Source organism: Geobacillus sp. FSL K6-0789 (assembly GCF_038593135.1).
Lineage (GTDB): Bacteria > Bacillota > Bacilli > Bacillales > Anoxybacillaceae > Geobacillus > Geobacillus stearothermophilus.
Window position 1 is genome coordinate 1,006,200 of the sequence record NZ_CP151966.1, and the last position, 21,874, is coordinate 1,028,073.

At 55.3% G+C, this 21,874-nt stretch carries 21 protein-coding genes; 20 read left to right on the forward strand and 1 reads right to left on the reverse strand.

All coding sequences use genetic code 11. The features are described from left to right. Nucleotides 1-47: 47 nt before the first annotated feature. A complete protein-coding gene (locus NSQ51_RS05340) occupies nt 48-836 on the forward strand; it encodes a patatin-like phospholipase family protein (RefSeq protein WP_049624348.1) in 789 nt (262 codons plus the stop codon). Further along, nucleotides 833-1,852, forward strand: a complete 1,020-nt coding sequence (locus tag NSQ51_RS05345; protein ID WP_033016176.1) for a SepM family pheromone-processing serine protease — start codon at nt 833-835, stop codon at nt 1,850-1,852. The genes NSQ51_RS05340 and NSQ51_RS05345 overlap by 4 nt, the downstream gene beginning before the upstream one ends. Here NSQ51_RS05345 and NSQ51_RS05350 read toward each other — a convergent pair. Beyond that, entirely contained in the window at nt 1,825-3,045 is a 1,221-nt protein-coding gene (locus tag NSQ51_RS05350) for a nucleotidyltransferase (RefSeq protein WP_033016174.1), read from the reverse strand. The two genes, NSQ51_RS05345 and NSQ51_RS05350, sit on opposite strands and share 28 nt — an antisense overlap. 327 nt (nt 3,046-3,372) lie before the next feature. On the opposite strand from NSQ51_RS05350, the gene NSQ51_RS05355 reads away from it, so the two are divergent. The 18 genes from NSQ51_RS05355 to NSQ51_RS05440 all read left to right on the forward strand — a co-directional run bounded on the left by NSQ51_RS05355 (nt 3,373) and on the right by NSQ51_RS05440 (nt 21,853). Continuing rightward, nucleotides 3,373-3,921: a YceD family protein gene (locus NSQ51_RS05355; RefSeq protein WP_033016171.1), complete on the forward strand. Its 549-nt coding sequence runs from the start codon at nt 3,373-3,375 to the stop codon at nt 3,919-3,921. A gap of 138 nt (nt 3,922-4,059) precedes the next feature. Beyond that, nucleotides 4,060-4,233 carry a 50S ribosomal protein L32 gene (gene rpmF, locus NSQ51_RS05360; RefSeq protein ID WP_011230605.1) on the forward strand — a complete coding sequence of 58 codons (174 nt, stop codon included), beginning with the start codon at nt 4,060-4,062 and terminating at the stop codon, nt 4,231-4,233. Between the two features lie 158 nt (nt 4,234-4,391). Next, entirely contained in the window at nt 4,392-5,147 is a 756-nt protein-coding gene (locus NSQ51_RS05365; protein WP_053532298.1) for an enoyl-CoA hydratase/isomerase family protein, read from the forward strand. A gap of 70 nt (nt 5,148-5,217) precedes the next feature. Further along, the gene (locus NSQ51_RS05370; RefSeq protein ID WP_033016169.1) at nt 5,218-5,793 is read left to right on the forward strand and encodes an RsfA family transcriptional regulator; all 576 of its coding nucleotides are present in this window, start codon (nt 5,218-5,220) and stop codon (nt 5,791-5,793) included. A 99-nt stretch (nt 5,794-5,892) separates the two neighbouring features. Then, the gene (locus tag NSQ51_RS05375) at nt 5,893-6,783 is read left to right on the forward strand and encodes a 2-dehydropantoate 2-reductase (protein ID WP_049624350.1); all 891 of its coding nucleotides are present in this window, start codon (nt 5,893-5,895) and stop codon (nt 6,781-6,783) included. Beyond that, nucleotides 6,776-7,162 (forward strand): DUF3397 domain-containing protein, encoded by a 387-nt coding sequence (locus tag NSQ51_RS05380; RefSeq protein WP_033010250.1) that lies wholly within the window; start codon nt 6,776-6,778, stop codon nt 7,160-7,162. Before NSQ51_RS05375 ends, NSQ51_RS05380 begins: the two co-directional genes overlap by 8 nt. A 73-nt stretch (nt 7,163-7,235) precedes the next feature. Beyond that, entirely contained in the window at nt 7,236-8,864 is a 1,629-nt protein-coding gene (gene bshC / locus NSQ51_RS05385; RefSeq protein ID WP_049624351.1) for a bacillithiol biosynthesis cysteine-adding enzyme BshC, read from the forward strand. Between the two features lie 261 nt (nt 8,865-9,125). Further along, entirely contained in the window at nt 9,126-10,067 is a 942-nt protein-coding gene (rsmH, locus tag NSQ51_RS05390; RefSeq protein WP_033016164.1) for a 16S rRNA (cytosine(1402)-N(4))-methyltransferase RsmH, read from the forward strand. Nucleotides 10,068-10,102: 35 nt separating this feature from the next. Continuing rightward, the gene (ftsL, locus tag NSQ51_RS05395; protein WP_049624352.1) at nt 10,103-10,459 is read left to right on the forward strand and encodes a cell division protein FtsL; all 357 of its coding nucleotides are present in this window, start codon (nt 10,103-10,105) and stop codon (nt 10,457-10,459) included. A 6-nt stretch (nt 10,460-10,465) separates the two neighbouring features. Continuing rightward, the gene (locus NSQ51_RS05400; protein WP_049624353.1) at nt 10,466-12,661 is read left to right on the forward strand and encodes a PASTA domain-containing penicillin-binding protein; all 2,196 of its coding nucleotides are present in this window, start codon (nt 10,466-10,468) and stop codon (nt 12,659-12,661) included. A 72-nt stretch (nt 12,662-12,733) separates the two neighbouring features. After that, complete coding sequence (locus NSQ51_RS05405) at nt 12,734-14,668, forward strand: stage V sporulation protein D (RefSeq protein ID WP_033016155.1); 1,935 nt, start codon at nt 12,734-12,736, stop codon at nt 14,666-14,668. A gap of 110 nt (nt 14,669-14,778) precedes the next feature. Beyond that, nucleotides 14,779-16,248, forward strand: a complete 1,470-nt coding sequence (locus NSQ51_RS05410) for a UDP-N-acetylmuramoyl-L-alanyl-D-glutamate--2,6-diaminopimelate ligase (RefSeq protein ID WP_033011329.1) — start codon at nt 14,779-14,781, stop codon at nt 16,246-16,248. After that, the gene (locus NSQ51_RS05415; protein WP_033016154.1) at nt 16,245-16,706 is read left to right on the forward strand and encodes a hypothetical protein; all 462 of its coding nucleotides are present in this window, start codon (nt 16,245-16,247) and stop codon (nt 16,704-16,706) included. The genes NSQ51_RS05410 and NSQ51_RS05415 overlap by 4 nt, the downstream gene beginning before the upstream one ends. Next, nucleotides 16,691-17,665, forward strand: a complete 975-nt coding sequence (gene mraY / locus NSQ51_RS05420; RefSeq protein ID WP_033016152.1) for a phospho-N-acetylmuramoyl-pentapeptide-transferase — start codon at nt 16,691-16,693, stop codon at nt 17,663-17,665. Before NSQ51_RS05415 ends, mraY begins: the two co-directional genes overlap by 16 nt. Next, nucleotides 17,666-19,021, forward strand: coding sequence for a UDP-N-acetylmuramoyl-L-alanine--D-glutamate ligase (murD, locus tag NSQ51_RS05425; protein ID WP_121649919.1), 1,356 nt, complete (start codon nt 17,666-17,668; stop codon nt 19,019-19,021). Nucleotides 19,022-19,073: 52 nt separating this feature from the next. Continuing rightward, on the forward strand, nt 19,074-20,174 hold the full coding sequence (spoVE, locus tag NSQ51_RS05430) for a stage V sporulation protein E (RefSeq protein ID WP_033016150.1): 1,101 nt from the start codon (nt 19,074-19,076) through the stop codon (nt 20,172-20,174). Between the two features lie 208 nt (nt 20,175-20,382). Beyond that, complete coding sequence (gene divIB, locus NSQ51_RS05435; protein WP_080985645.1) at nt 20,383-21,168, forward strand: cell division protein DivIB; 786 nt, start codon at nt 20,383-20,385, stop codon at nt 21,166-21,168. Beyond that, the gene (locus tag NSQ51_RS05440; RefSeq protein ID WP_049624354.1) at nt 21,149-21,853 is read left to right on the forward strand and encodes a DUF881 domain-containing protein; all 705 of its coding nucleotides are present in this window, start codon (nt 21,149-21,151) and stop codon (nt 21,851-21,853) included. The genes divIB and NSQ51_RS05440 overlap by 20 nt, the downstream gene beginning before the upstream one ends. Nucleotides 21,854-21,874 lie beyond the last annotated feature (21 nt).

The following is a 21,874-nucleotide window of genomic DNA, read 5'->3' on the forward strand; positions in this document are numbered from 1 at the left end:
CATAAAATGAAAGCGAGGGAGCGCCGTAGCAAAGGGGGGGGAGAATCGTGCCGCCGAAGATCGGATTGGCGCTCGGGTCAGGGGGCGCGCGCGGATTTGCTCACCTCGGCGTATTGAAAGTGCTACAGGAGGAAGGAATCCCTATTTCTTATTTGGCGGGCAGCAGCATCGGCGCGCTTGTGGCTGTCCTTTATGCGAGCGGCCACGGCCTCAGCCGCCTTTATCGGCTCGCCAAGTCGTTCCGGCGCAACGATTTTCTCGATTGGACGGTGCCGAAAATGGGGCTGATCGCCGGTGAGCGCATCACCGAATTCATTCGTTTGTTGACGAAAGGGAGGCGGATTGAAGAGCTTTCTCCGCCGGTGGCGGTCATCGCCGCTGATTTGCAGACGGGGGAAAAAGTCGTGTTTCGGCAAGGGGATGCGGCCCAAGCTGTGCGGGCGAGCATCTCGATCCCCGGCATTTTTGTGCCCGCGGCGGTGGACGGGCGGCTGCTTGTTGATGGCGGTGTCGTGGACCGCGTGCCGGTATCGGTCGTTCGGGCGATGGGGGCCGATCTTGTCATCGCGGTCGATGTCGTCCCGTTGAACAAAGAGGCGGAAATTGCCTCGCTTGTGGATGTCATTTGGAAGAGCCTTGATATTTTGCAAGCCGAGCTCGTCGCCCATCGGGAACTCGCCTCGGACGTGATGATCCGGCCGCGCGTAGAGCAATACAGCTCGCGGGCGTTCACCCATATCGAAGACATTATTGCCCGCGGCGAAGAGGAAGCGCGGAAACAAGCCGGGGCGATCCGCCAAGCGATTGAACAGTGGAAGGAGCCAAAGCACCAATGAAGAAACGAACGTATATAGCGGCGTTTTTCTTTGGCGCCGTCCTTGCCGTTTTGCTTATTTTTATGAAATTGCCGTATTACGTGACGATGCCGGGAAGCGCGCAAAAGTTAACGCCGCTTGTTCATGTCGAGCACGGCGACCGCGATGCGGGGGCGTTCATGTTGACGACGGTCCGCATGGGGCGGGCGAACGTCATCGCGTACTTGCTCGCCCATATCCGCCCGTTTTATGAGCTGCATCCGGTTGAAGAGATTAAACAGGAAGGGGAAAGCGACAAAGAATATACGATGCGTCAGCTAGAACTGATGGAACAGTCAAAGGAAGCGGCGATTGTCGTCGCTTACCGGCACGCTGGGAAGCCGGTTTCATATGAGCCGAAAGGTGTGTATGTGATGAACGTTCTCCCTGACATGCCGGCGGAGGGACGCTTGCAGGCCGGCGACCGCCTCGCCGCGCTCGACGGCCGGCCGTTGACAACGTCGGAGCAAATCATCGACTACATTCGGAAGAAAAAAGAGGGAGACCGCGTCCGCATCGCGTTTGTCCGCGAGGGGGAGCGGCGGGAGGTCGAGCTCCGGCTGAAGCCGTTCCCGCACCATCCAAACCAAATCGGCCTTGGGGTGACGCTCATGACCGATTATGACGTCCGCACCGACCCGCCGGTTGACGTTGACTCGGAACAGATCGGCGGTCCGTCGGCGGGGCTGATGTTTTCGCTTGAAATTTACAATCAGCTCGTTGAAGAAGATATGACGAAAGGCCATAACATTGCCGGCACCGGAACGATCGACATTCATGGACAAGTCGGCCCGATCGGCGGTGTTTCACAAAAAGTCGTGGCCGCTGACCGCGCAGGGGCGGAAGTGTTTTTCGCTCCGAATGAACATGGCTCCCCGTCATCGAACTACCGGGAGGCGGTGCAGACCGCGAAAAAAATCGGGACGAACATGAAAATCGTCCCGGTCGATACGTTTGAAGATGCGATCCGTTATTTGCGCTCCATGCCGGAAGCGTAAATGGGGATCGTTGCGTATTCTTCTTTGAGCGCGGCGCTGTACAGCGGCTCAGGAAGGGCGGCTGCATAGACGGCGGCCGCCCTTTTTTCTTGCTCGTAAAGCGGATCGCCGTTCAATTTAGCCGCTTTCGTAATCAGCGGCAGCGCCAGCTCTTTTTTCACCCGCTGCAAGTAGCGGCGGCCGGTTTCGCTCATGCCGAGCAGCCTGATGTATGTAGGATCGGATGTCTTCGTTTGTTCTTCCTTTGTGAAGTTGGTCAGCACGTGCGCGCACATTCGCTGCAGCCTTGTCCACGTGTACCGTTTCGTTTTGACGGCGGCGATGAAAGAAGCGAACGTTTCGGCAACGGTAATTTTTTCCTTCAACCGGTGCTCCACGCCTTCCTCGATTCCGGCCGTGCGACGCAGTTCCTCCTTGGTTGCCGTCAGCAGCCGATACTTCAAGAGCGGAAAATACGCTTCCCAATCATGCCAGCGCCCATACGTTTGCCGGTATTGGCGCAGCTGCTCGAGCGTCGTTGGAGGGACGTATGGCGCAATCGACGCAAGCTGCCCAGTTTGTCGCAGCGTCTTTCGCACGCTTGTGGCGCTGGCGATCGATGGATGGGAAAACGACTCGTCATGATAGCCAGCGGCGAGGCGGGGAATCGTGCGCGGCATGATGGAGAGCTTGTGCCGCCAAATGGCTTTCACGTAGGCTAATCCGAGCACGTTGTTTGGCTGCGCCAAATCAAGCGGGACGGAGCGGAGCTGATCCCACGCCTTGGCATTCGCTTTCGGAAAGCTTTGCCCACGCTGAAGTTCGGCGCGGACGAGGGCGTCAAACTCCTCTTTTTGCGCAAACAACGTCTTCGCGGCGGCTAAAAAAGCAGCAATGTCGCCGGATTCGCTCCCAAAGCAAAGCTCTTCGCAGCCGAGGGCATCGAGCAGCCGCACCGCTCCATCGGCAAATCGCTCCGCCGCCTGAACGGCGAAGGCATATGGCAGTTCAATGACGAGATCGACGCCGGCTGCCAGCGCCATTTTGGCCCGCGCCCATTTTGAAACAATGGCCGGCTCGCCGCGTTGCAGAAAATTTCCGCTCATGACGGCGACGAGGCAGTCCGCTCCTGTCTTTTCACGCGTCTCTTGCAAGTGATATCGATGGCCGTTATGAAATGGATTGTACTCGACGATCACGCCAACAGCTTTCATGGCCGCTTCCCCCCATGGAACGGACGTCGCTCGGCGCTGAAACGATGGCTCGTCATAAGCGCACCTCCTGTCTCTCATCTAGTATGGAACATGCGGCGGTAAAGATCAACCTAGGAAGGGCGTCGTGATGTTGTCGTCCGGTTTTGGCGGAACGCGTCGAGCCGCCGGAGGCATATGTGCATGCAAGTAACAGAATTTAGAAATAATGGAAGTATGCCTTTCCTGTTGCCTCTTCTTTTTTCAGGCGTCCGGATGGTTGTAAAGAAAAAACATTGACAAAAATAGAAACGGAACGTATAATTTTATTCGTTGCCTTGAGGTGATTGTATGAAATGGACGGTTCAACAGCTTCACCGTTTTCAGCACAAGGAAATGGCGATTGACGAGACGGTTGACGTGTCTGATTTGAAACAAATCGACACGTTGATCCGTGATATTTCGCTTGTCCGCGTTCAAGGGAAAGCGGACGTCGGTTCGACAAAGTTTACATTTCATTTGACGCTGTCAGGAACGATGGTATTGCCGTGTTCGCGGACGCTCGTCGACGTGACACACCCGTTTTCCATCAAGACGACGGAAACGTTTTTTGTTGATGGCGGCGACGTCGCTGAAACGGATGAAGACACCCATATCGTAACTGGAAACACGGTTGATTTAAACCCAATTATTCGCGAGCTCATCCTGCTTGAAATCCCGTTGCAGCTCATCGCCGACAACCCGGGGGCTGACGGGGCGCCGCAACACGGGGAAGGATGGGACGTTCTCACGGAAGAACAATGGGAAAAAACGCTGGAAGAGCGGGCGGCGAACAAGGTCGACCCTCGTCTGGCAGGATTGGCTAAGTTTTTTGATGGAACGAAAGAAACTGATGGCTGACCGGCGTTGCCGGCCGATGGCGCCGACCAGAACGCGCACCGTCCGGCAGCTGCCTTGCCTGCCGGCGGACTGCCTTGAACAAGCGGCTGCCCGTCGGCAGCGATACGCTGAATGTGCCGGACAAGGAGGTGGAAAACGATGGCAGTACCTTTTAGAAGAACATCGAAAACGAGAAAACGACTGCGCCGTACACACTTTAAACTGCAAGTGCCGGGCATGGTGCAATGCCCGAACTGCGGCGAATGGAAATTGGCGCACCGCGTCTGCAAAGCATGCGGTACGTACAAAGGAAGAGATGTCGTCAACAAATAATGGCCGACATCAAGCGACAGGCTGTCCGAAAAGCGGGCAGCCTTTTTTATTGGCAGTGAACAATCGACAACGTACGTCCACGCGTTTGTTTTTTTCGCTGCTGGCAGGAAAAAAGGGGGGACGATGACCAATTGTCATAAAATAAAGGAGGAGTGCTGATGGAAGCGATGATGGAGCAGCGTGACGGCGTCGCCTTGTTTACGATTTGCCGTCCCGAAAAACGGAATGCAGTCAATTTTGTAGTGATGGAGGCGCTTGAGGGAGCGCTGAGCGAGGCGGAAGCGGATGAGCGGGTCAAAATATTTGCCATCACGGGCGCTGGTGATGAGGCTTTTTGCTCGGGCGGCGATTTACACGAGTTTGGGCCTTTGCGCGGCGCTGAGGCGAAACAGATGCTGACGCGCATGGGGGAGGTGCTCTACCGGCTGCTGACGTTTCCGAAACCGACGGCCGCGCTCGTCAATGGCGCCGCGATGGGAGGGGGCTGCGAGCTGGCGACGGCCTGCGATTTCCGTTTTGTCAAAGAAGGAAGCCGAATCGGGTTCATTCAAGGGCGGCTCGGCATCACAACCGGCTGGGGCGGCGCCTCGATGCTGTTCGGCAAACTGCCGTACGCGCGGGCCCTCGATCTATTGCTGCGCGCTGAACCGATGACAGCGGAAGATATGGAAGCGTGCGGGTGGGCTGATGCGGTCTTGGCGGCTGACCACTGGCGCGAGCAATGGCAGGCGCGGCTCACCCTTTATGCCGCGCGGTCGCTCGCTGTTTTAGAAGCCTATAAGGCGGCAGCGGGCGAAAAATGGCGAACAGTTTGGTTTCGTGAGCAATTTTTCGCTGAAATCGACCGTTGCGCCGCACTATGGGGGTCGGTTGAACATGAACAGGCGTTGCATCCTTTTTTTCGCAAGCAGTAATTTTTTCCTTCTACTGTTTCTATTAGCCGCATACATATAATGACAAAGCGGCGATGAGGAGGGAAGGGAGATGACCGGAGTACGCCAGGACGCTTGGACGAAAGAGGAAGATGAACTGTTGGCCAACGTTGTGCTTCAATATATTCGCGAGGGCGGCACCCAGCTAGAAGCGTTTGCTGAGGTGGGGCGGCGCTTGTCGCGGACAGCGGCAGCGTGCGGGTTCCGCTGGAATTCGTACGTTCGCAAGCAGTATAAAGAGGAAATTGAACAGGCAAAGCAAGAACGGAAAACGCGAAAAAAAGAGGCGGCATCGGTAAAAGAAGGAGGGGGACAAACGGAGATGGAAGCGGCAGCAGAGAGCAAACTGTCATGGACGGAAGTGCTCGCTTTTTTGCAAGCGGAAGGACAAAAAGCGCGCGACGCCCGGCGGACAGCGGATGAAAATCGGGCGTTAAAAAACGATATGGAGCAGCTGCAACAAATGGTGACAAAGTTGCAAATGGAAAAGGAAGCGTTGCAAAAGCAGCTGGCGGCCGTCCAAGAGGAGTATAAAACGTTGCTCGCCATTATGGAGCGGGCGCGGAAAATAGTGGCGGGCGCCGAAAAACAAACGGAGCCGGCGGCTGAGGGCGCCGGGGAAGGATAAAAGCTGGCCTTTGGGCCGGCTTTTTTTTTTCTTAACGGATGACGGGGACATTTGCTAAAATAAGGCTAACGCAATTTGGCAGGAAGGCGGGGGAGACATGTGAACATTGGCATTGTCGGCGGCGGGGCGGTCGGCCTGCTTCTTGCCGCTTATCTCGGGCGGCGCCATAAGGTCACGGTGTATACAAGGCGCTTGTCTCAGGCGAGGCAGCTTGCTGAATGCGGTGTCGCCCTGAAAAAAGAAGGAAAAACAACGGAGACTGCCGTTCAAGCAAGGCCGTTTGCCGGGACGGAACTCGTTGAGCCGCTTGTGTTTGTGACGGTTAAACAATATGATGTGGCGGATGTCTGCTCCCAGCGTGATTCGTTCCGCCGCGTCGGCACGATTGTTTTTTTGCAAAACGGGATGAGCCATCTCGAACAGCTGTCTGTTTTTGCTGACAAAAATATCGTCGTCGGCGTTGTGGAGCACGGCGCGTTCAAGCTTGACGATCGGACGGTTGCGCACACAGGCGCCGGCAAACTGACGCTTGCCCCCTTCTATGGGTCGCCTGCTGCGGCCGCCGGGCTGGCTGGAGATCGAGAGTTTCCCATTGAATGGGCGAACGATTGGGAGCGCATTCTTGTCGACAAACTTGTCGTCAATGCGGTCATCAACCCGTTGACGGCGCTGTTGCAAGTGAAAAACGGCGAGCTTCTTGAGGTGGCGCCGTATCGGGACATGATGGCGCAGCTGTTTGATGAAGTGCGGCGGGTGTTGCCGCTTCGTGACGCCGGACGGGCGTGGGAGCGGGTCGTTCATATATGCCGGAACACGGCGGACAACTATTCGTCGATGTATATGGATGTGGCAAACGGGCGTCGGACGGAAATTGACGCCATTTTAGGCTATGTGCTGAAGCAAGGGGAAGCGCGCGGCGTTGCGTTGCCGCTCGTCCGCTTTGTGTATTGCGCGCTGAAAGGGAAGGAAGGGGGGAGCCGCGATGGGTGACTGGCTCGCGCCGGTGTTGGCGACATTCGTCACACTGCCGCTGCTGCTGTTTTGGCTCGTCTATGCGGCCATGCGCCTGTTTGGCGGGCGGAAACGGGCGGCGTTTTACGCGGCGGTCAACGCGGCGACCGCATTTTTCATCGCCGCCGTCTATTTTTTGCTTGCCGTGCTGTTCGGAAAGTCATATTTTGTCCATCTTCTTCTCTTTTTGCTCGGATTGCACGCCGCCATCGCACTCGGCTACTGGCGGAAAAAGGCGGATTTTCACCTGGCGGCGGTGTTTCGTCTATTTTGGCGGGCCAGTTTTCTCATTTTTGCGTCCCTTTACGCCGGCCTGCTCGTCTATGGCATGATGGCGCGCATCGCTGCCGTCCTTTGAGCAATCATTTTTTTCTCTTGGCGCCGAACGTGCTATACTCATGAAAGAATACATAAGAAAGGGAGTTTTCGCCATGGAGGTTCACGAAATTCCGCTGCCGGCGGCGACAAAGCTGGCGGCCGATTACATAACCGGCGCGTTTCCGGCTGAGAAAGGGTTTGACTACGTTTGGGCTGATGATCAGGCGTTTCGCCGCCGGTTGTCTCATTTGCAAAAACGGACATACGACCGGAGCGGGCTTGCCGATTATTTAGACGCCTATCACCGTCGGTTCTCGGCAAGCAGGGCGACGATGCACAATATCGACAAGCTGCGGCAGGAGAACAGCGTCGTTGTTGTCGGCGGACAGCAAGCCGGGCTGTTGACCGGTCCGCTTTATACGATCTATAAAATCATCACTATCATCCAGCTCGCCAAAGAACAGGAACGGAAGCTTGGCGTGCCGGTCGTGCCGCTGTTTTGGATCGCCGGCGAGGATCATGACATCGCGGAAATCGACCATGTGTATGTGGTAGAGGGCGGCGAAGTGAGGAAAGCGCTATATCCGCACAAGCGGAAGGAAAGGCGGATGGCAGCCGACGTCCCGCTTGATCATGAGCTTGCCGGCGCGTGGATCGAACGTGTCGTGAAAACGTACGGGGAGACGGACGCGACGAACGAACTGCTTTCCTTTCTCAAGACATGTTTGGATGAGGCGCGCACGTTTGTCGACTTTTTTGCGGCGATTGTCTTGCGCCTGTTTGCTGCTGACGGATTGGTTGTCTTGAATGCCGGCGATGCGGCGGTGCGCCTTCTTGAGCGCCGTTTTTTCGCCGCGCTCATTGACTGCCATCGCAGCGTGACATCGGCCGTGTTGGCGCAGCAAGAGGCGCTGCGCGCGCTCGGGTATGCGCCGCTCATTGAGATAGCGCCCAACGCGGCCAACTTGTTTTATTACAACGGCCATGAGCGCCTGCTTTTGCACTATGACGAAGAGCGCGGCGCGTTCCGCGACAAGGCCGGGCATATCGTCTTTGCGAAACAGCAGCTGCTTGAGCTTGCCGAGACGAAGCCGCACTGTTTAAGCAACAATGTTGTCACTCGTCCGCTTATGCAAGAGTATTTGCTGCCGACGCTCGCTTTTGTCGCCGGCCCGGGAGAAATCGCCTATTGGGCGGAGTTGAAGGAGGCGTTTTCGCTGTTCGGATTCGAAATGCCGCCGCTGGCGCCGCGCCTGCAGGCGACGATCGTCGGCCGTTCGCTGCAAACCGATCTCGCTGATCTCGGTCTCGAAGCCGCCGACGTATTGGCCGGGCGGCTCGAAGCGGCCAAGGAGCGATGGCGGAAGGAGACGGCTGAAGTTCCGCTTGCCAAGGCGTTTGCGAAAGCGAAAGCCGACATCGAGGCGGCGCATCAGCCGCTGCGCGCGCTTGGCATGGAGATTGACCGCGGATTGGAAGGATTGGTGGCGAAAAATGCCGCCATCATTGAGTCACAAATCGAGTTTCTTCAGCAAACGTTGGAGCGGGCGCTTTTGCGCAAACATGAGATGACATGGCGCAAGTTTTGGCGCGTCGAAACGGCGCTGCGGCCGAACGGAGCGCCTCAGGAACGGGTTTGGAACGTGTTTTACTACGTGAATCGTTACGGATTTGATTTTGTAAAAAAACTTTCGCTGATCGACGCCCCTGGAAACGGAATGCATAAAATTGTATATATATAAAGCTTTTTCAAAGAAAAAGTCGAAAAGAAAAATCCTGTTTCGAGCAGGATTTTTTTTTTGTGGAATGAAATAGTAACAAAACAATCGCTATGGGTTTGGAAATAAAAGTAAAAGGAGGTTGGAACTAATGGCTCCATCTGGGGATGTCCGACAAAAATAAACAAAAAGGGACGTTTTTTTTACAAAAAAAGCTAAAATTTTGTCCGTCTTTGCGATATAATTAAGGAAGCAGCGTTTGGAAGCAGCAAAGGTGGTGGACATGTGTTTGAACATACAACGGTGCTGTTAAAAGAAGCGGTTGACGGACTGAACATCCGCCCGGACGGCGTCTATGTCGATTGTACGTTGGGCGGCGGCGGCCATAGCGACTATTTGCTTTCCCGCCTCTCAAAGCGCGGAAAGCTGTTTGCCTTCGATCAAGACGAAACCGCCATTTCGTATGCGCGTGAACGGCTCGCCCGTTATGGCCAGCAAGTGCAGTTTGTGCACCGCAACTTCCGGTTTTTGCAAGAGGAGCTTTCCGCCCGCGGCGTCGCTGCCGTCGACGGCGTGCTGTTTGATTTGGGCGTTTCATCGCCGCAGCTCGATGAGCCGGAGCGCGGCTTCAGCTACCAGCACGACGCGCCGCTTGACATGAGGATGGACCGCAAGCAACAGCTGACGGCGGCGGAGATCGTCAACCGTTGGCCATATGAGGAGCTTGTGCGCATTTTTTTTCGGTACGGCGAAGAAAAATTTTCAAAGCAAGTAGCGCGCAAAATCGAGGAGGTGCGGCGCGAGAAGCCGATTGAAACGACCGGGGAGCTCGTTGAGGTCATTAAGGAGGCGATTCCAGCGCCGGCGCGCCGCAGCGGCGGACATCCGGCCAAACGCATTTTCCAGGCGCTCCGCATCGCAGTCAACGATGAGCTCGAGGCGTTTCGCGAAGCGCTTGAGCAGGCGATTGACTTGTTGGCGCCGGGAGGACGGGTGAGCGTCATTACGTTTCATTCGCTCGAAGACCGCATTTGCAAGGAGACGTTTAAAAAAGCAAGCGAGAACCCGCCATTGCCTCCAGGGCTTCCAGTTCTCCCCAATGACTACCGTCCTGTGTTGAAAATTATTACAAAAAAACCGGTCGTTCCTTCTGCTGAAGAGGTGGAACGGAACCGCCGCGCCCGTTCAGCCAAACTCCGCATTGCTGAAAAACTACCGCGCGGCTGAGAAAATAGGTGAGGAGAAACAGGAGGGAAACGCTTGTGAACCATTTGGCAGTCAAAGTAGCACGCGAACAAAAGCATCCGGCCGCGCCGCCGAGCCAGAAGCCGCAGCGAAAACGGCGCCTTCGGCTGACGCTGGCTGAGAAGCTGTTGATCGTTTCGTTTTTGCTGTTTGTCTTTTACGCGGCGGTCCATACCGTCTCAACCCAAGTGCAAATTTATGAGCTTAATAAAGATGTCCAAAAGTTGGAATCGGCCATTGATGAACAAAAGAAAGAAAATAATGACTTGTACGTCGAAGTGCAGCGGCTGAGCTCGTACGAGCGTATTTTGCAAAAGGCGAAAGAGCTCGGTTTGTCGCTCAACGAAAACCACATCAAAGTCGTACAGGACTGATGGGCGATGGAGGCAAAAAAGCATCGCAACACCCATCGCGGGGCGTTTATTTTGTTTTGCGTGTTCAGCTTTGCCTTTTTTCTTTTGTTTGCCCGCTTTGTGCAAGTGCAGTGGACGGGAAAAGCAGAAGGCGAAGCGCTGGCGGAGATCGCGCAGCAGCAGCATAAGCAGACGCGCACGATTGAAGCGAAACGCGGGACGATTTTTGACCGCAACGGCGCCATTTTAGCCCAAGACGTGCCGTCGTATACAGTCGCCGCCATTGTGGACCCGGATGATCCGCGCCGTGTCGCCGATCCAGAGGAAACAGCGGAAAAGCTCGCTCCGCTGCTTGGCATGGACGTCGAGCAAATGGAGCGCATTTTGACCAAAAAGGCGAAACAAGTCGAGTTCGGCTCCTATGGCCGCAATATCAGCTTCGAGCTGAAGCGGAAAATTGAAGCGCTCCATTTGCCGGGCATCATCTTTACCCGCGACACTGCCCGGTTTTACCCGAATGGCGTGTTCGCCTCGCACGTCATCGGCTACGCGCAAAAAAATGCGAAAAACGAAACGGTCGGCAAAATGGGAGTAGAAAAATCGCTTGACCGTTATTTGCGCGAAAAAGACGGCTATGTGTCGTTTGCCAGCGATGCGAAGGGGTTCCGTCTGCCGGAGGCGAGAGAGCGCACGATTGCAAAGCCGGACAACGGCGCGAACGTGTATTTAACGATTGACGCGAAAATCCAGACGTTTTTGGAAGACGCCATGAACGGCGTAGAAAAGCAGTACAAGCCGAAAAAGATCATCGCCATCGTGGCTGATCCGAAAACAGGAAAAATTTTAGCGATGGCGACTCGCCCGAGTTTTGACCCGAACAAACGCGATATTGCGAACTTTTTAAATGACGCTATTTCCTACCCGTATGAGCCGGGGTCGACGATGAAGGTGTTTACGCTTGCTGCCGCCATTAATGAAGGAGTGTACAACGGCAATGAAACGTACCGTTCCGGCTCATACAAAGTCGGGCCGAACACCATCCGCGACCATAACGATGTCGGTTGGGGGACGATTACGTTCAATGAAGGGGTGCAGCGCTCTTCGAACGTCGCTTTTTCCATTTTGGTGAAAGAAAAGCTCGGGGAAGACCGGTTTTTGCAGTATTTGCATCGTTTCCATTTCGATCAGAAAACGGGCATTGATTTGCCGAATGAGGCGACAGGGCAAATTCGTTACCGTTATCCGATCGAACGGATTACGACCGGGTTCGGGCAAGGGACGTCAGTGACCCCGATTCAGCAAATCCAGGCGGCGACAGCGATCGCCAACGACGGAAAAATGATGAAGCCGTACGTCATTGAAAAGGTGGTCGATCCAGACAGCGGCAAAGTCGTTCTCGACCACGAGCCGACTGTCGTCGGTGAACCGATTACGGCTGAAACGGCGCGGAAGGTGAGGGAAATTTTGGAAACGGTTGTCACCTCAGAGCACGGCACCGGCCGCCCGTACCAAATTGACGGCTACCGCGTCGCCGGCAAAACGGGGACGGCGCAAATTCCATCCGCTTCCGGCGGCTATTTGACCGGACGGGAAAATTATATTTTCTCGTTTTTAGGCATGGCGCCGGCGGATGATCCGCGCCTTCTCATGTATGTAGCTGTTCAGCAGCCGCGGTTGGATGTGACGGAAACCGGAGCGGCGCCTGTTTCGCAAATTTTTACAACGGTGATGAAAAGCAGCCTGCAATATTTGCATATTGAACCGAGCAAAGAAAAATCGGTGGAAACGAAACTAGCGGCGCAACGCGCGCTCGATTCGCTGGTCGGCGAGGCAGCCGTCACGGCGGCGGAGCAGTTGAAGAAAAACGGCTATGTGCCGGTCGTCATCGGCACCGGCCGGTACGTTGAGCGGCAGCTTCCGCGCGGCGGAGATCGTCTTCTTCCCGGCGAGCGGGTCGTGTTGAAAACGGATGGAGCGGCGACGATGCCGGACTTGCGCGGGTTTTCGCTGCGGGACGCCATGAAAGTGGCTCATATACTCGGCCTGCGGCCAAGCACGAAAGGAACCGGCTATGTCGTCAGCCAAAACATCCGCCCGGGAGCGCGAGTGCGGCAAGGGGATTATTTGATCGTCGAACTGGCTCCGCCGCGCCAGTGGGAAGAAATGGCGGCAAAGAAAGAACAAGAGGCGGCTGAACGGAAAGAGACCGGGCCTCACGAGTGATTTTTTGCCGTTCTATAACGGAGCGTACAAGCATATAGTGGAACGAGCCCATCATGAAGGAGGTTCCGCCATATGCGCGTATCGTACGTGACCGTGCGCAAACGGTTGACGATCGTCTTTTTGATCGGCGTTTTGGTTTTTGCCATTATCGATCTCCGTCTCGGCTATGTCCAATTTTGGCTCGGCGATCTATTAGCGGAACGGGCGAAAGGGCTGTGGGGTCGGAACATCCCATTTGAGCCGAAGCGCGGCGAAATTTTGGACCGCAACGGCGTCCCGCTGGCGACGAATATGAGCGCGCCGACGGTGTATGTCATCCCGCGGCAAGTGAAAAATCCGGCGGAAGCGGCAGAAAAGCTGGCGGCGGTTTTGGGCGCTTCGGTCGAATCCGTTTATAAACAAATGACAAAAAACACCTCGATCGTCCGCTTGAAAGAAGGGCGGAAAATTTCCGACGAGAAAGCGGCGGACGTGCGCGCGCTCGATTTGGACGGGGTGTACATTGCTGAAGACACGAAGCGCTACTATCCGTTTGGCAGCTACTTATCGCATGTGCTTGGCTTTACTGGCATTGACAACCAAGGGCTCACAGGGCTTGAACTGTATTATGACAAAGAACTGAGCGGAGAACGCGGTTCGGTGCAGTTTTACTCCGATGCAAAAGGGCGGCGCATGCCCGATATGGCGGATGACTATACGCCGCCGACCGACGGCTTGAACTTGGTGCTCACGATTGACTCACGCATTCAGACGATCATAGAGCGGGAGCTCGATATTGCTGAGGCGAAATACAATCCAGACGGCATCATCGCCATTGCCATGAACCCGAATACGGGGGAAATTTTGGCGATGGCGAGCCGGCCGACGTTTGACCCGGCCGATTACCGCAACGTCCCTCCGGAAATTTACAACCGCAATTTGCCGATTTGGAGCACGTATGAACCGGGGTCGACATTTAAAATCATTACGTTGGCTGCAGCGCTTGAGGAGCATAAAGTCAACCTCCTTAAAGACCACTTCTCTGATCCGGGCTACGCTAAAGTGGCCGGCGCTACGCTCCGCTGCTGGAAAAAGGGCGGCCATGGGGAGCAAACGTTTTTGGAAGTCGTACAAAACTCGTGCAACCCGGGATTTGTCGATTTGGGGGAGCGGCTCGGAAAGGAAACGCTGTTTCGTTATATTAAGAAGTTTGGCTTCGGTGAGAAAACCGGCATTGACCTGCAAGGGGAAGGGACTGGCATTTTGTTTGACTTAAAGCGGGTCGGGCCGGTCGAATTGGCGACGACTGCGTTCGGCCAAGGGGTGTCGGTGACGCCGATCCAGCAAGTCGCCGCCGTATCGGCCGCGATCAACGGCGGCACTCTATACACCCCGTACATCGCCAAAGAATGGATCGACCCGGAAACAGGGGAAGTCGTACGCCGCAATACACCAAAGGCGAAACGGCGCGTCATTTCCGAGGAAACGTCGAAACAAGTCCGCTATGCGCTTGAGAGCGTTGTCGCCCAAGGCACAGGGAAAAAGGCGTATGTCGAAGGCTACCGCGTCGGCGGGAAAACCGGAACGGCGCAAAAAGCGCAAGGCGGCCGCTATTTGCAAAACAACCATATCGTGTCGTTCATCGGTTTTGCGCCGGCGGACGACCCGCAGCTCGTCGTGTACGTCGCTGTTGACAATCCGAAAGGCACGGTCCAATTCGGCGGCACGGTTGCGGCGCCGATCGTTGGCAAGGTTATAGAAGACAGCCTGCGGGTGATGGGTGTGAAGCCGCGCAAAGACCAACTTGAGAAGGAACGGGGATGGGATGAGCCGAGAGTCATTGAGGTGCCGAATTTGATCGGAATGACAAAAAAAGATTTGCAAGAACAGTTTTTTGACTTAAAATTAGATGTTAGTGGCGAGGGCGATGTCATTGTCGAACAATCGCCGGAGCCCGGGGTGAAAGTAAAAGAAGGCTCGACGATTCGCATTTATTTGGCGAAACGCGAAGCGGCAGAGGAGCGGTAAACGATCTTGCAAGGGACGGCCGATGCGATGACTCATCGGGTTGGTTGCGCCCCTTTTTCCGCTGTCCGCTCATAGGGCGAGCTATTTATAAGCGAAAGGGATGACTAAGGATGAAATTGCAAACGTTGCTGTCGCGCTTGCCCGGTTTTTGGGTGCATCGCGGGGGCAATCCGGATATTGTCGCGCTCGAAATGGATTCGCGCCATGTCACGCCCGGTTCGCTGTTTTTTTGCCTTAAAGGATTTACGGTGGACGGGCATGACTTTGCGGAACAAGCGGTGGCGCGCGGAGCAGCGGCGGTCGTGGCTGAGCGCCCGCTCGCGGTGGACGCGCCGCTTGTCCTTGTGCCGGACAGCCGGCGGGCGATGGCGATTTTGGCTGATGCGTTTTACGGGCACCCGACCCATCGACTTCATTTAATTGGCGTGACGGGCACAAACGGAAAAACGACGACGACTCATATCATTGACCAGATCGCGAGAAAGGCCGGCAAAAAAACGGGGCTGATCGGCACGGTCGGGATCAAAATCGGCGCCCGTTCTTACCCGGCGGCGAATACGACGCCGGAGTCGCTCGTCTTGCAACGCACGTTTAAACAGATGATCGACGAGGGCGTGGAGTTTGCGGCCATGGAAGTGTCGTCGCATGCCCTTCACCAAGGACGGGTGCATGGCTGCGATTACGATGTGGCCGTGTTTACGAACTTGACGCAAGATCATCTTGACTATCACGGAACGATGGACGAGTATCGGAACGCCAAAGGGCTGTTGTTTGCCCAGCTCGGCAACCGCTACGACGAGCGGCGGCCGAAATTTGCCGTTTTGAATCATGATGATCCTGTTTCGCAATATTATAAACATATGACAGCAGCACCAATCATCACTTACGGTATTCGCACGAAGAGCGATGTGATGGCGGAAGAGATTGCCATGACCCCGTCCGGCATGGCCTTTCGGCTGTGCACGCCGCACGGATCGGCGGTGGTGGAAACGAAGCTCGTCGGCTTGTTCAACGTCTATAACATGCTTGCGGCGGCCGCTGCCTGCCTTGCCTCCGGGTTTTCGCTTGAAACGATTGCGGCGGCTTTAAGGGATGTCGAGCCGGTGTCCGGGCGGTTTGAAACGGTCGATGAAGGGCAAAATTTTACTATCATTGTAGATTATGCCCATACGCCGGACAGTTTGGAAAACGCGCTGAAAACGGTGCGCCAATTTGCGAAGCGGAACGTCTATGTCGTCATTGGCTGCGGCGGCGACCGCGACCGGACGAAGCGGCCGCTTATGGCGCAGGTGGCGGTGCGCCACGCGGATGTCGCCGTGTTCACCTCCGACAATCCGCGCTCGGAAGACCCGCAGCAAATTTTGCGGGATATGGAAGCGGGGGTAAGTGATCAAGATGGAAGGTACGTGACGATTCCTGACCGGGAAGAGGCGATCCGCTACGCCATCCGGCAGGCGCAAGAAGGAGATGTTGTGTTGATTGCCGGTAAGGGGCATGAAACGTACCAAATCATCGGCGGCAATGTGATTGAGTTTGACGATCGCGCTGTCGCCCGAGCGGCGGTGAGGGAGAGAACATGACGATGGTTACGTACGGAATGGTGCAGAAAATTGCGAACGAAGCGAGCGGCATTGTGGACGAAACGATTCGTTTTCACGCGGTGTTTGTCAATCCGGCCGAACAGGTGAAAAAAGGGCTGTTCGTGCCGCTTGAAGATGCGGCGGAAACGCTGAAAACGGCCATCGAGCACGGGGCGATCGCTTCGTTTTGGCCGATCGGAGAGCCATTGCCGCGCTACATTCCTAATCAGTTTCCGCTCTTTTTCGTCCCGTCGCCGCTTGCGGCGGCCGCCGCGCTGCTTGAGCGGTATTTGCGGGAAGGCGGCCGGGGAACGGAATTTTCGTTTTCGTTCCCGGAAGAAGGCGAGGAGTATGTCCCTGCTGATGAAGCAATCCCCCTCCGGCTCGCCGAGTTGCAGAAACGGTGGCTGGACGCGCGGCAGGCAAAAGGATGTGACGATTCATGCCAGAACAAATAATTGTCATTGCGATGGCTGTTTCCTTTTTGGTCACCGTCATTTTGTCGCCGCTGTTCATCCCGTTTTTGCGGCGGTTAAAATTTGGGCAAAGCATTCGCGAGGAAGGGCCGAAGTCGCATCAAAAAAAATCGGGCACCCCGACAATGGGCGGCATTATGATTTTGCTTTCGATCGTGGCGACAACGTTATGGATGACATCGAGATTGTCCGTCCTGTCGGTGGAAACATATTTATTGCTGCTTGTTACGGTTGGCTACGGGGTGCTCGGCTTTTTGGACGATATGATCAAAGTGGTGATGAAGCGGAACCTGGGGTTGACGAGCCGGCAAAAATTTATCGGCCAGCTCATCATTGCCGTTGTTTTCTTTTTTGTCTACCGGCAAAGCGGCTTTTCGACGGAAGTACATATCCCCGGGACCGGCTGGTCGTTTGACCTTGGCTGGGCTTATGGGGTGCTGCTTTTGCTCATGCTTGTCGGCGGCTCCAACGCTGTCAACTTGACCGACGGGCTCGATGGGCTTTTGGCCGGCACGGCGGCGATCGCCTTTGGCGCGTATGCCGTGTTGGCTTGGAATCAAGGTCAGTACGATGTGGCGGTGTTTTGCGTCGCCGTTGTCGGCGCTGTGCTCGGCTTTTTAGTGTTTAATGCCCATCCGGCAAAAGTATTTATGGGGGATACCGGATCGCTCGCGCTTGGCGGGGCGATCGCTGCGGTCGCTGTCTTAACGAAACTCGAGCTGCTGCTGATCATTATTGGTGGCGTCTTTGTCATTGAAACGCTGTCTGTCATCATTCAAGTCGCCTCGTTCAAAACGACCGGCAGGCGCGTTTTCCGCATGAGCCCGCTCCATCATCATTATGAGCTCGTCGGTTGGTCGGAATGGCGCGTTGTCGTGACGTTTTGGGCCGTCGGCCTGTTGTTTGCCATGCTAGGAATTTATATCGAGGTGTGGATGTAATTGAAACCGACTCTTTTCTATCAACATCGTCGTGTGCTTGTGATTGGATTGGCGAAAAGCGGGGCGGCAGCGGCCCGCCTGCTCGTTGAATTAGGGGCGGAAGTCGTCGCCAACGATCAAAAACCGTTGGCGGAAAACGCGGAGGCGAAGCAGCTTGAAGAGCTCGGCGTCCGCGTTGTTTGCGGCGGCCATCCGCTCGAACTGCTCGATGAGCCGTTTGACCTCGTCGTGAAAAATCCGGGCATCCCGTATACGAATCCGTTAGTGAAAAAAGCGCTTGAAAAAGGGCTTCCGGTCGTGACCGAGGTGGAGCTGGCTTATCACATTTCCGAAGCGTCGTTTATCGGCATTACCGGATCGAACGGGAAAACGACGACAACGACATTGATTTATGAAATGTTAAAGGCGGATGGCCAAGACCCGTTGCTTGCCGGCAATATCGGCTTAGTCGCCTGCGAGGTGGCCAAGGAAGCGAAGCCGGGCCAATGGCTCGTCACCGAACTGTCTTCGTTCCAGCTTGCCGGCATTGATCAATTCCGTCCTACGATCGCCGTCTTGCTTAACATTTTTGATGCCCATTTGGACTACCATGGCACAAGAGAAGCATACGCGGCGGCGAAGGCGAATATTTTCCGCAACCAAACAGAACAAGATTATGCGGTCGTCAACGCGGATGACCAGACCGTGATGGACATCGCCGCCTCGATTCGATCGCAAAAGGTGCTGTTTTCGGCGACGAAGCCGCTCGGTGAAGGGGCGTACGTCGACAATGGCGCCGTTTGCTGGAACGGAGAGCCGATCATCAAGACAGCAGACATTGTCCTCCCCGGCCAGCACAACGTGGAAAACATTTTGGCCGCGGTGGCGGCTGCCAAGCTGGCCGGCGCCAGCAACGCGGCGATCGTTCAAGTGTTGACGACGTTTGCCGGCGTAAAACATCGGCTTCAATATGTAGCCGAAGTCGACGGCCGGCGGTTTTACAACGACTCGAAGGCGACGAATATTTTGGCAACGCAAAAGGCGCTTTCGGCGTTTGCCGGTGAACCGGTGATTTTGCTGGCCGGCGGGCTTGACCGCGGCAATGAGTTTGACAAGCTTCTTCCGTACTTGCGGCAGGTGAAAGCGGCGGTATTGTTCGGGCAAACGGCGGAGAAAATCGGGCGCATCGCCCGGGAGGCGGGAATAGAAACGATCGAATATGTCGATAATGTGGAAAAAGCTGTCCCGGTTGCCTTCCGGCTTTCCGAGCCGGGCGATGTTATTTTGCTCTCTCCGGCCTGCGCCAGCTGGGATCAATACAAAACTTTCGAGGAGAGAGGGGACATTTTTATCGACGCCGTGCATAAGTTGAAATAGAGGGAAAGGGACAGCCCTTTCCTTCTAGTTTACAAAATAGAGGTGTTGGGCATTGCCGCGGAAAAGGTCTGCGCCGGATTTTTTGTTGATTCTTTTAACGTTTTCGCTCTTGGCCATCGGGCTTATTATGGTGTACAGCGCGAGCGCCATTTGGGCGGAATACAAGTTTCACGATTCGTTTTTCTTTGTCAAGCGCCAGCTGTTCTTTGCCATCGTCGGCATTATCGCCATGTTTTTTGTGATGAACATCGATTATTGGACGTGGCGCGACTGGTCGAAAGTGTTGCTCATCGTTTGTTTCGGGCTGCTTGTACTCGTGTTGATCCCAGGCGTCGGCATGGTGCGCAATGGATCGCGCAGCTGGATCGGCGTCGGGGCGTTTTCCATCCAGCCGTCCGAATTTATGAAGCTGGCGATGATCGCGTTTTTGGCCAAATATTTATCCGAAAACCAAAAGAAGATTACATCGTTTAAACAAGGATTGCTGCCGGCGCTGGCGCTCGTGTTTGCGGCGTTCGGCATGATTATGCTGCAGCCGGACTTAGGGACGGGCACCGTGATGGTCGGCACATGTGTGGCGATGATTTTTGTCGCCGGCGCTCGCCTCAGCCATTTTGTGGGTCTTGGGGTGTTGGGGCTTGCCGGGTTTGCCGCCCTCGTTTTATCGGCGCCGTATCGAATCAAGCGGATTACATCGTTTTTGAATCCGTGGGAAGACCCGTTGGGGAGCGGATTTCAAATCATCCAGTCGCTGTACGCCATCGGTCCGGGCGGGCTGTTTGGCCTGGGGCTCGGGCAAAGCCGGCAAAAGTTTTTTTATTTGCCGGAGCCGCAAACTGATTTTATTTTCGCCATTTTGGCCGAGGAGCTCGGTTTTATTGGCGGATCGCTCGTCCTTCTTTTATTCAGCCTTCTTCTTTGGCGCGGCGTGCGCATCGCCCTTGGCGCCCCCGATTTGTACGGCAGCTTTTTGGCGCTTGGCATCATTTCGATGATTGCCATCCAAGTGATGATCAACATCGGCGTTGTCACCGGGCTGATGCCCGTCACCGGCATTACTCTCCCGTTTTTGAGCTACGGCGGATCGTCGTTGACATTGATGCTGATGGCGATCGGCGTGCTGCTCAATATTAGCAGACACGCCCGCTATTAGGCAGGCGGCGGCGTCCGCTGTTTTTGTTTGTTCGGGCGGCTTGCCGTCAAACAGTGCCGGCAAATGTTATAAAAAACGGTCTCTCTCGCGATCTATTTGTGATATAATGAAAACAAGTGCAAAGAACAAGAAAACGGCAGCGGATGCCGTTTGTTTTTATTCGAGCGCAGCCATGGAGCTGCCCGCGGGCAGGAAAGCGGGGAAGGCAATGGAAAAGGGAAAGGTTGTTGTTCTTGAAGACCGCGTCCCAAAACTGAAAGAGCGTCGCCGCCAAAAAGCGAACCGTCGGCTGATTTTGTATTTGTCCTTCTTTTTTCTGTTTATTTTGTGCGTTCTTTACTTCCAATCGCCGTTAAGCGCCGTCAGGCATGTGGAGGTGAGCGGAAACCGCCATTTGCCGGCGGAGCGCATCATCAGCTTGAGCGGCATTACGAAGCGGACAAGCTTTTGGAAAGTGAACGAACAAAGTGTGGCAACGAGGATCGCCCGCCATCCGGAAATTAAAGAGGCAACCGTGGAAAAGAGGCTGCCGAACACGATTGTCATCCGCGTCCACGAATGGCGGCGGATCGCTTATGTCTACGACCGGCAAACATTTTTCCCGCTGCTTGAGAACGGACGGCTGTTAAAACTGGAAGCGGTGAAAACAGCCCCGAGCGATGCGCCTGTGCTCGTCGGTTGGAAAAACGGCGACGCCATCGCCGAGATGACTGGACAGCTGGCGGAACTGCCGGCGCCGGTGCTTGGCGCCATGTCGGAAATTCACTACAAGCCGAACAGTGAGTATGAAGACCGCGTCATCGTCTACATGAACGACGGGTATGAGGTAAGTGCGACGATTCATCGTTTTGCGGACAAGCTGTCGCATTATCCGGCGATTGTCGCCGAGCTTGACCGAAATGTCAAAGGGGTCATTCACCTCGAAGTCGGCAGCTACTTTGTCCCGTACGAGCCGCCGAAAAAGGAGGACGACGATGAGACAACAAGCCCATAGCCGCATCCTCCTTACTTTTATTTGCTTTTTATTCGGCGCCATGCTCGGGTTTTCCTACCAACATGCCAAAAACGATCCATCCCGCCGCGAATGGAGCGACAGCGGGTGGAAAAGGGAATACGAGTTTCGCTCGGCGCTGATCGCTTTGCAAAAGGAAAACCGGTCGTTAAAGCAACAGCTTGTCGAAAAGCAAGACGAACTGGCCGCTTGGGAAAAAAAACTGGCCGACCGGCAGACGAACGAAGCCGGGCTGGCGAAAGAGGCAGAACAGCTGCGCATGTATGTTGGAAAGGCGAGGGTGAAAGGAAAGGGTGTAGCAGTCACGCTTTCCGACTCCTCTTACATCCCCTCTGAAGCGAGTGCTACTGATTATATCGTTCACGAACAGCACGTATGGAAAATCGTTCACGAGCTGCTTATTTCCGGCGCCGAAGCGGTCGCCATTAACGGGCAGCGCATTTCCCATCGCTCCTACATTGTGTGCAACGGTCCGGTCATTGAGGTTGACGGGACGCAACATGCCGCTCCGTTTGTCATTTCGGCGATCGGCGACCCAGATGTGCTGTCGTCTGCGCTCGTCCTGCCAGGCGGCGTCGTCGACGAGCTTGTTCAAGACCATATCGATGTAAAAGTGGAAAAGCAAGAGGCGATTACGCTCGATCCGGTATTCGCGCCCAGACCGTAAAACGGGCAGGAAGGAGCGGTG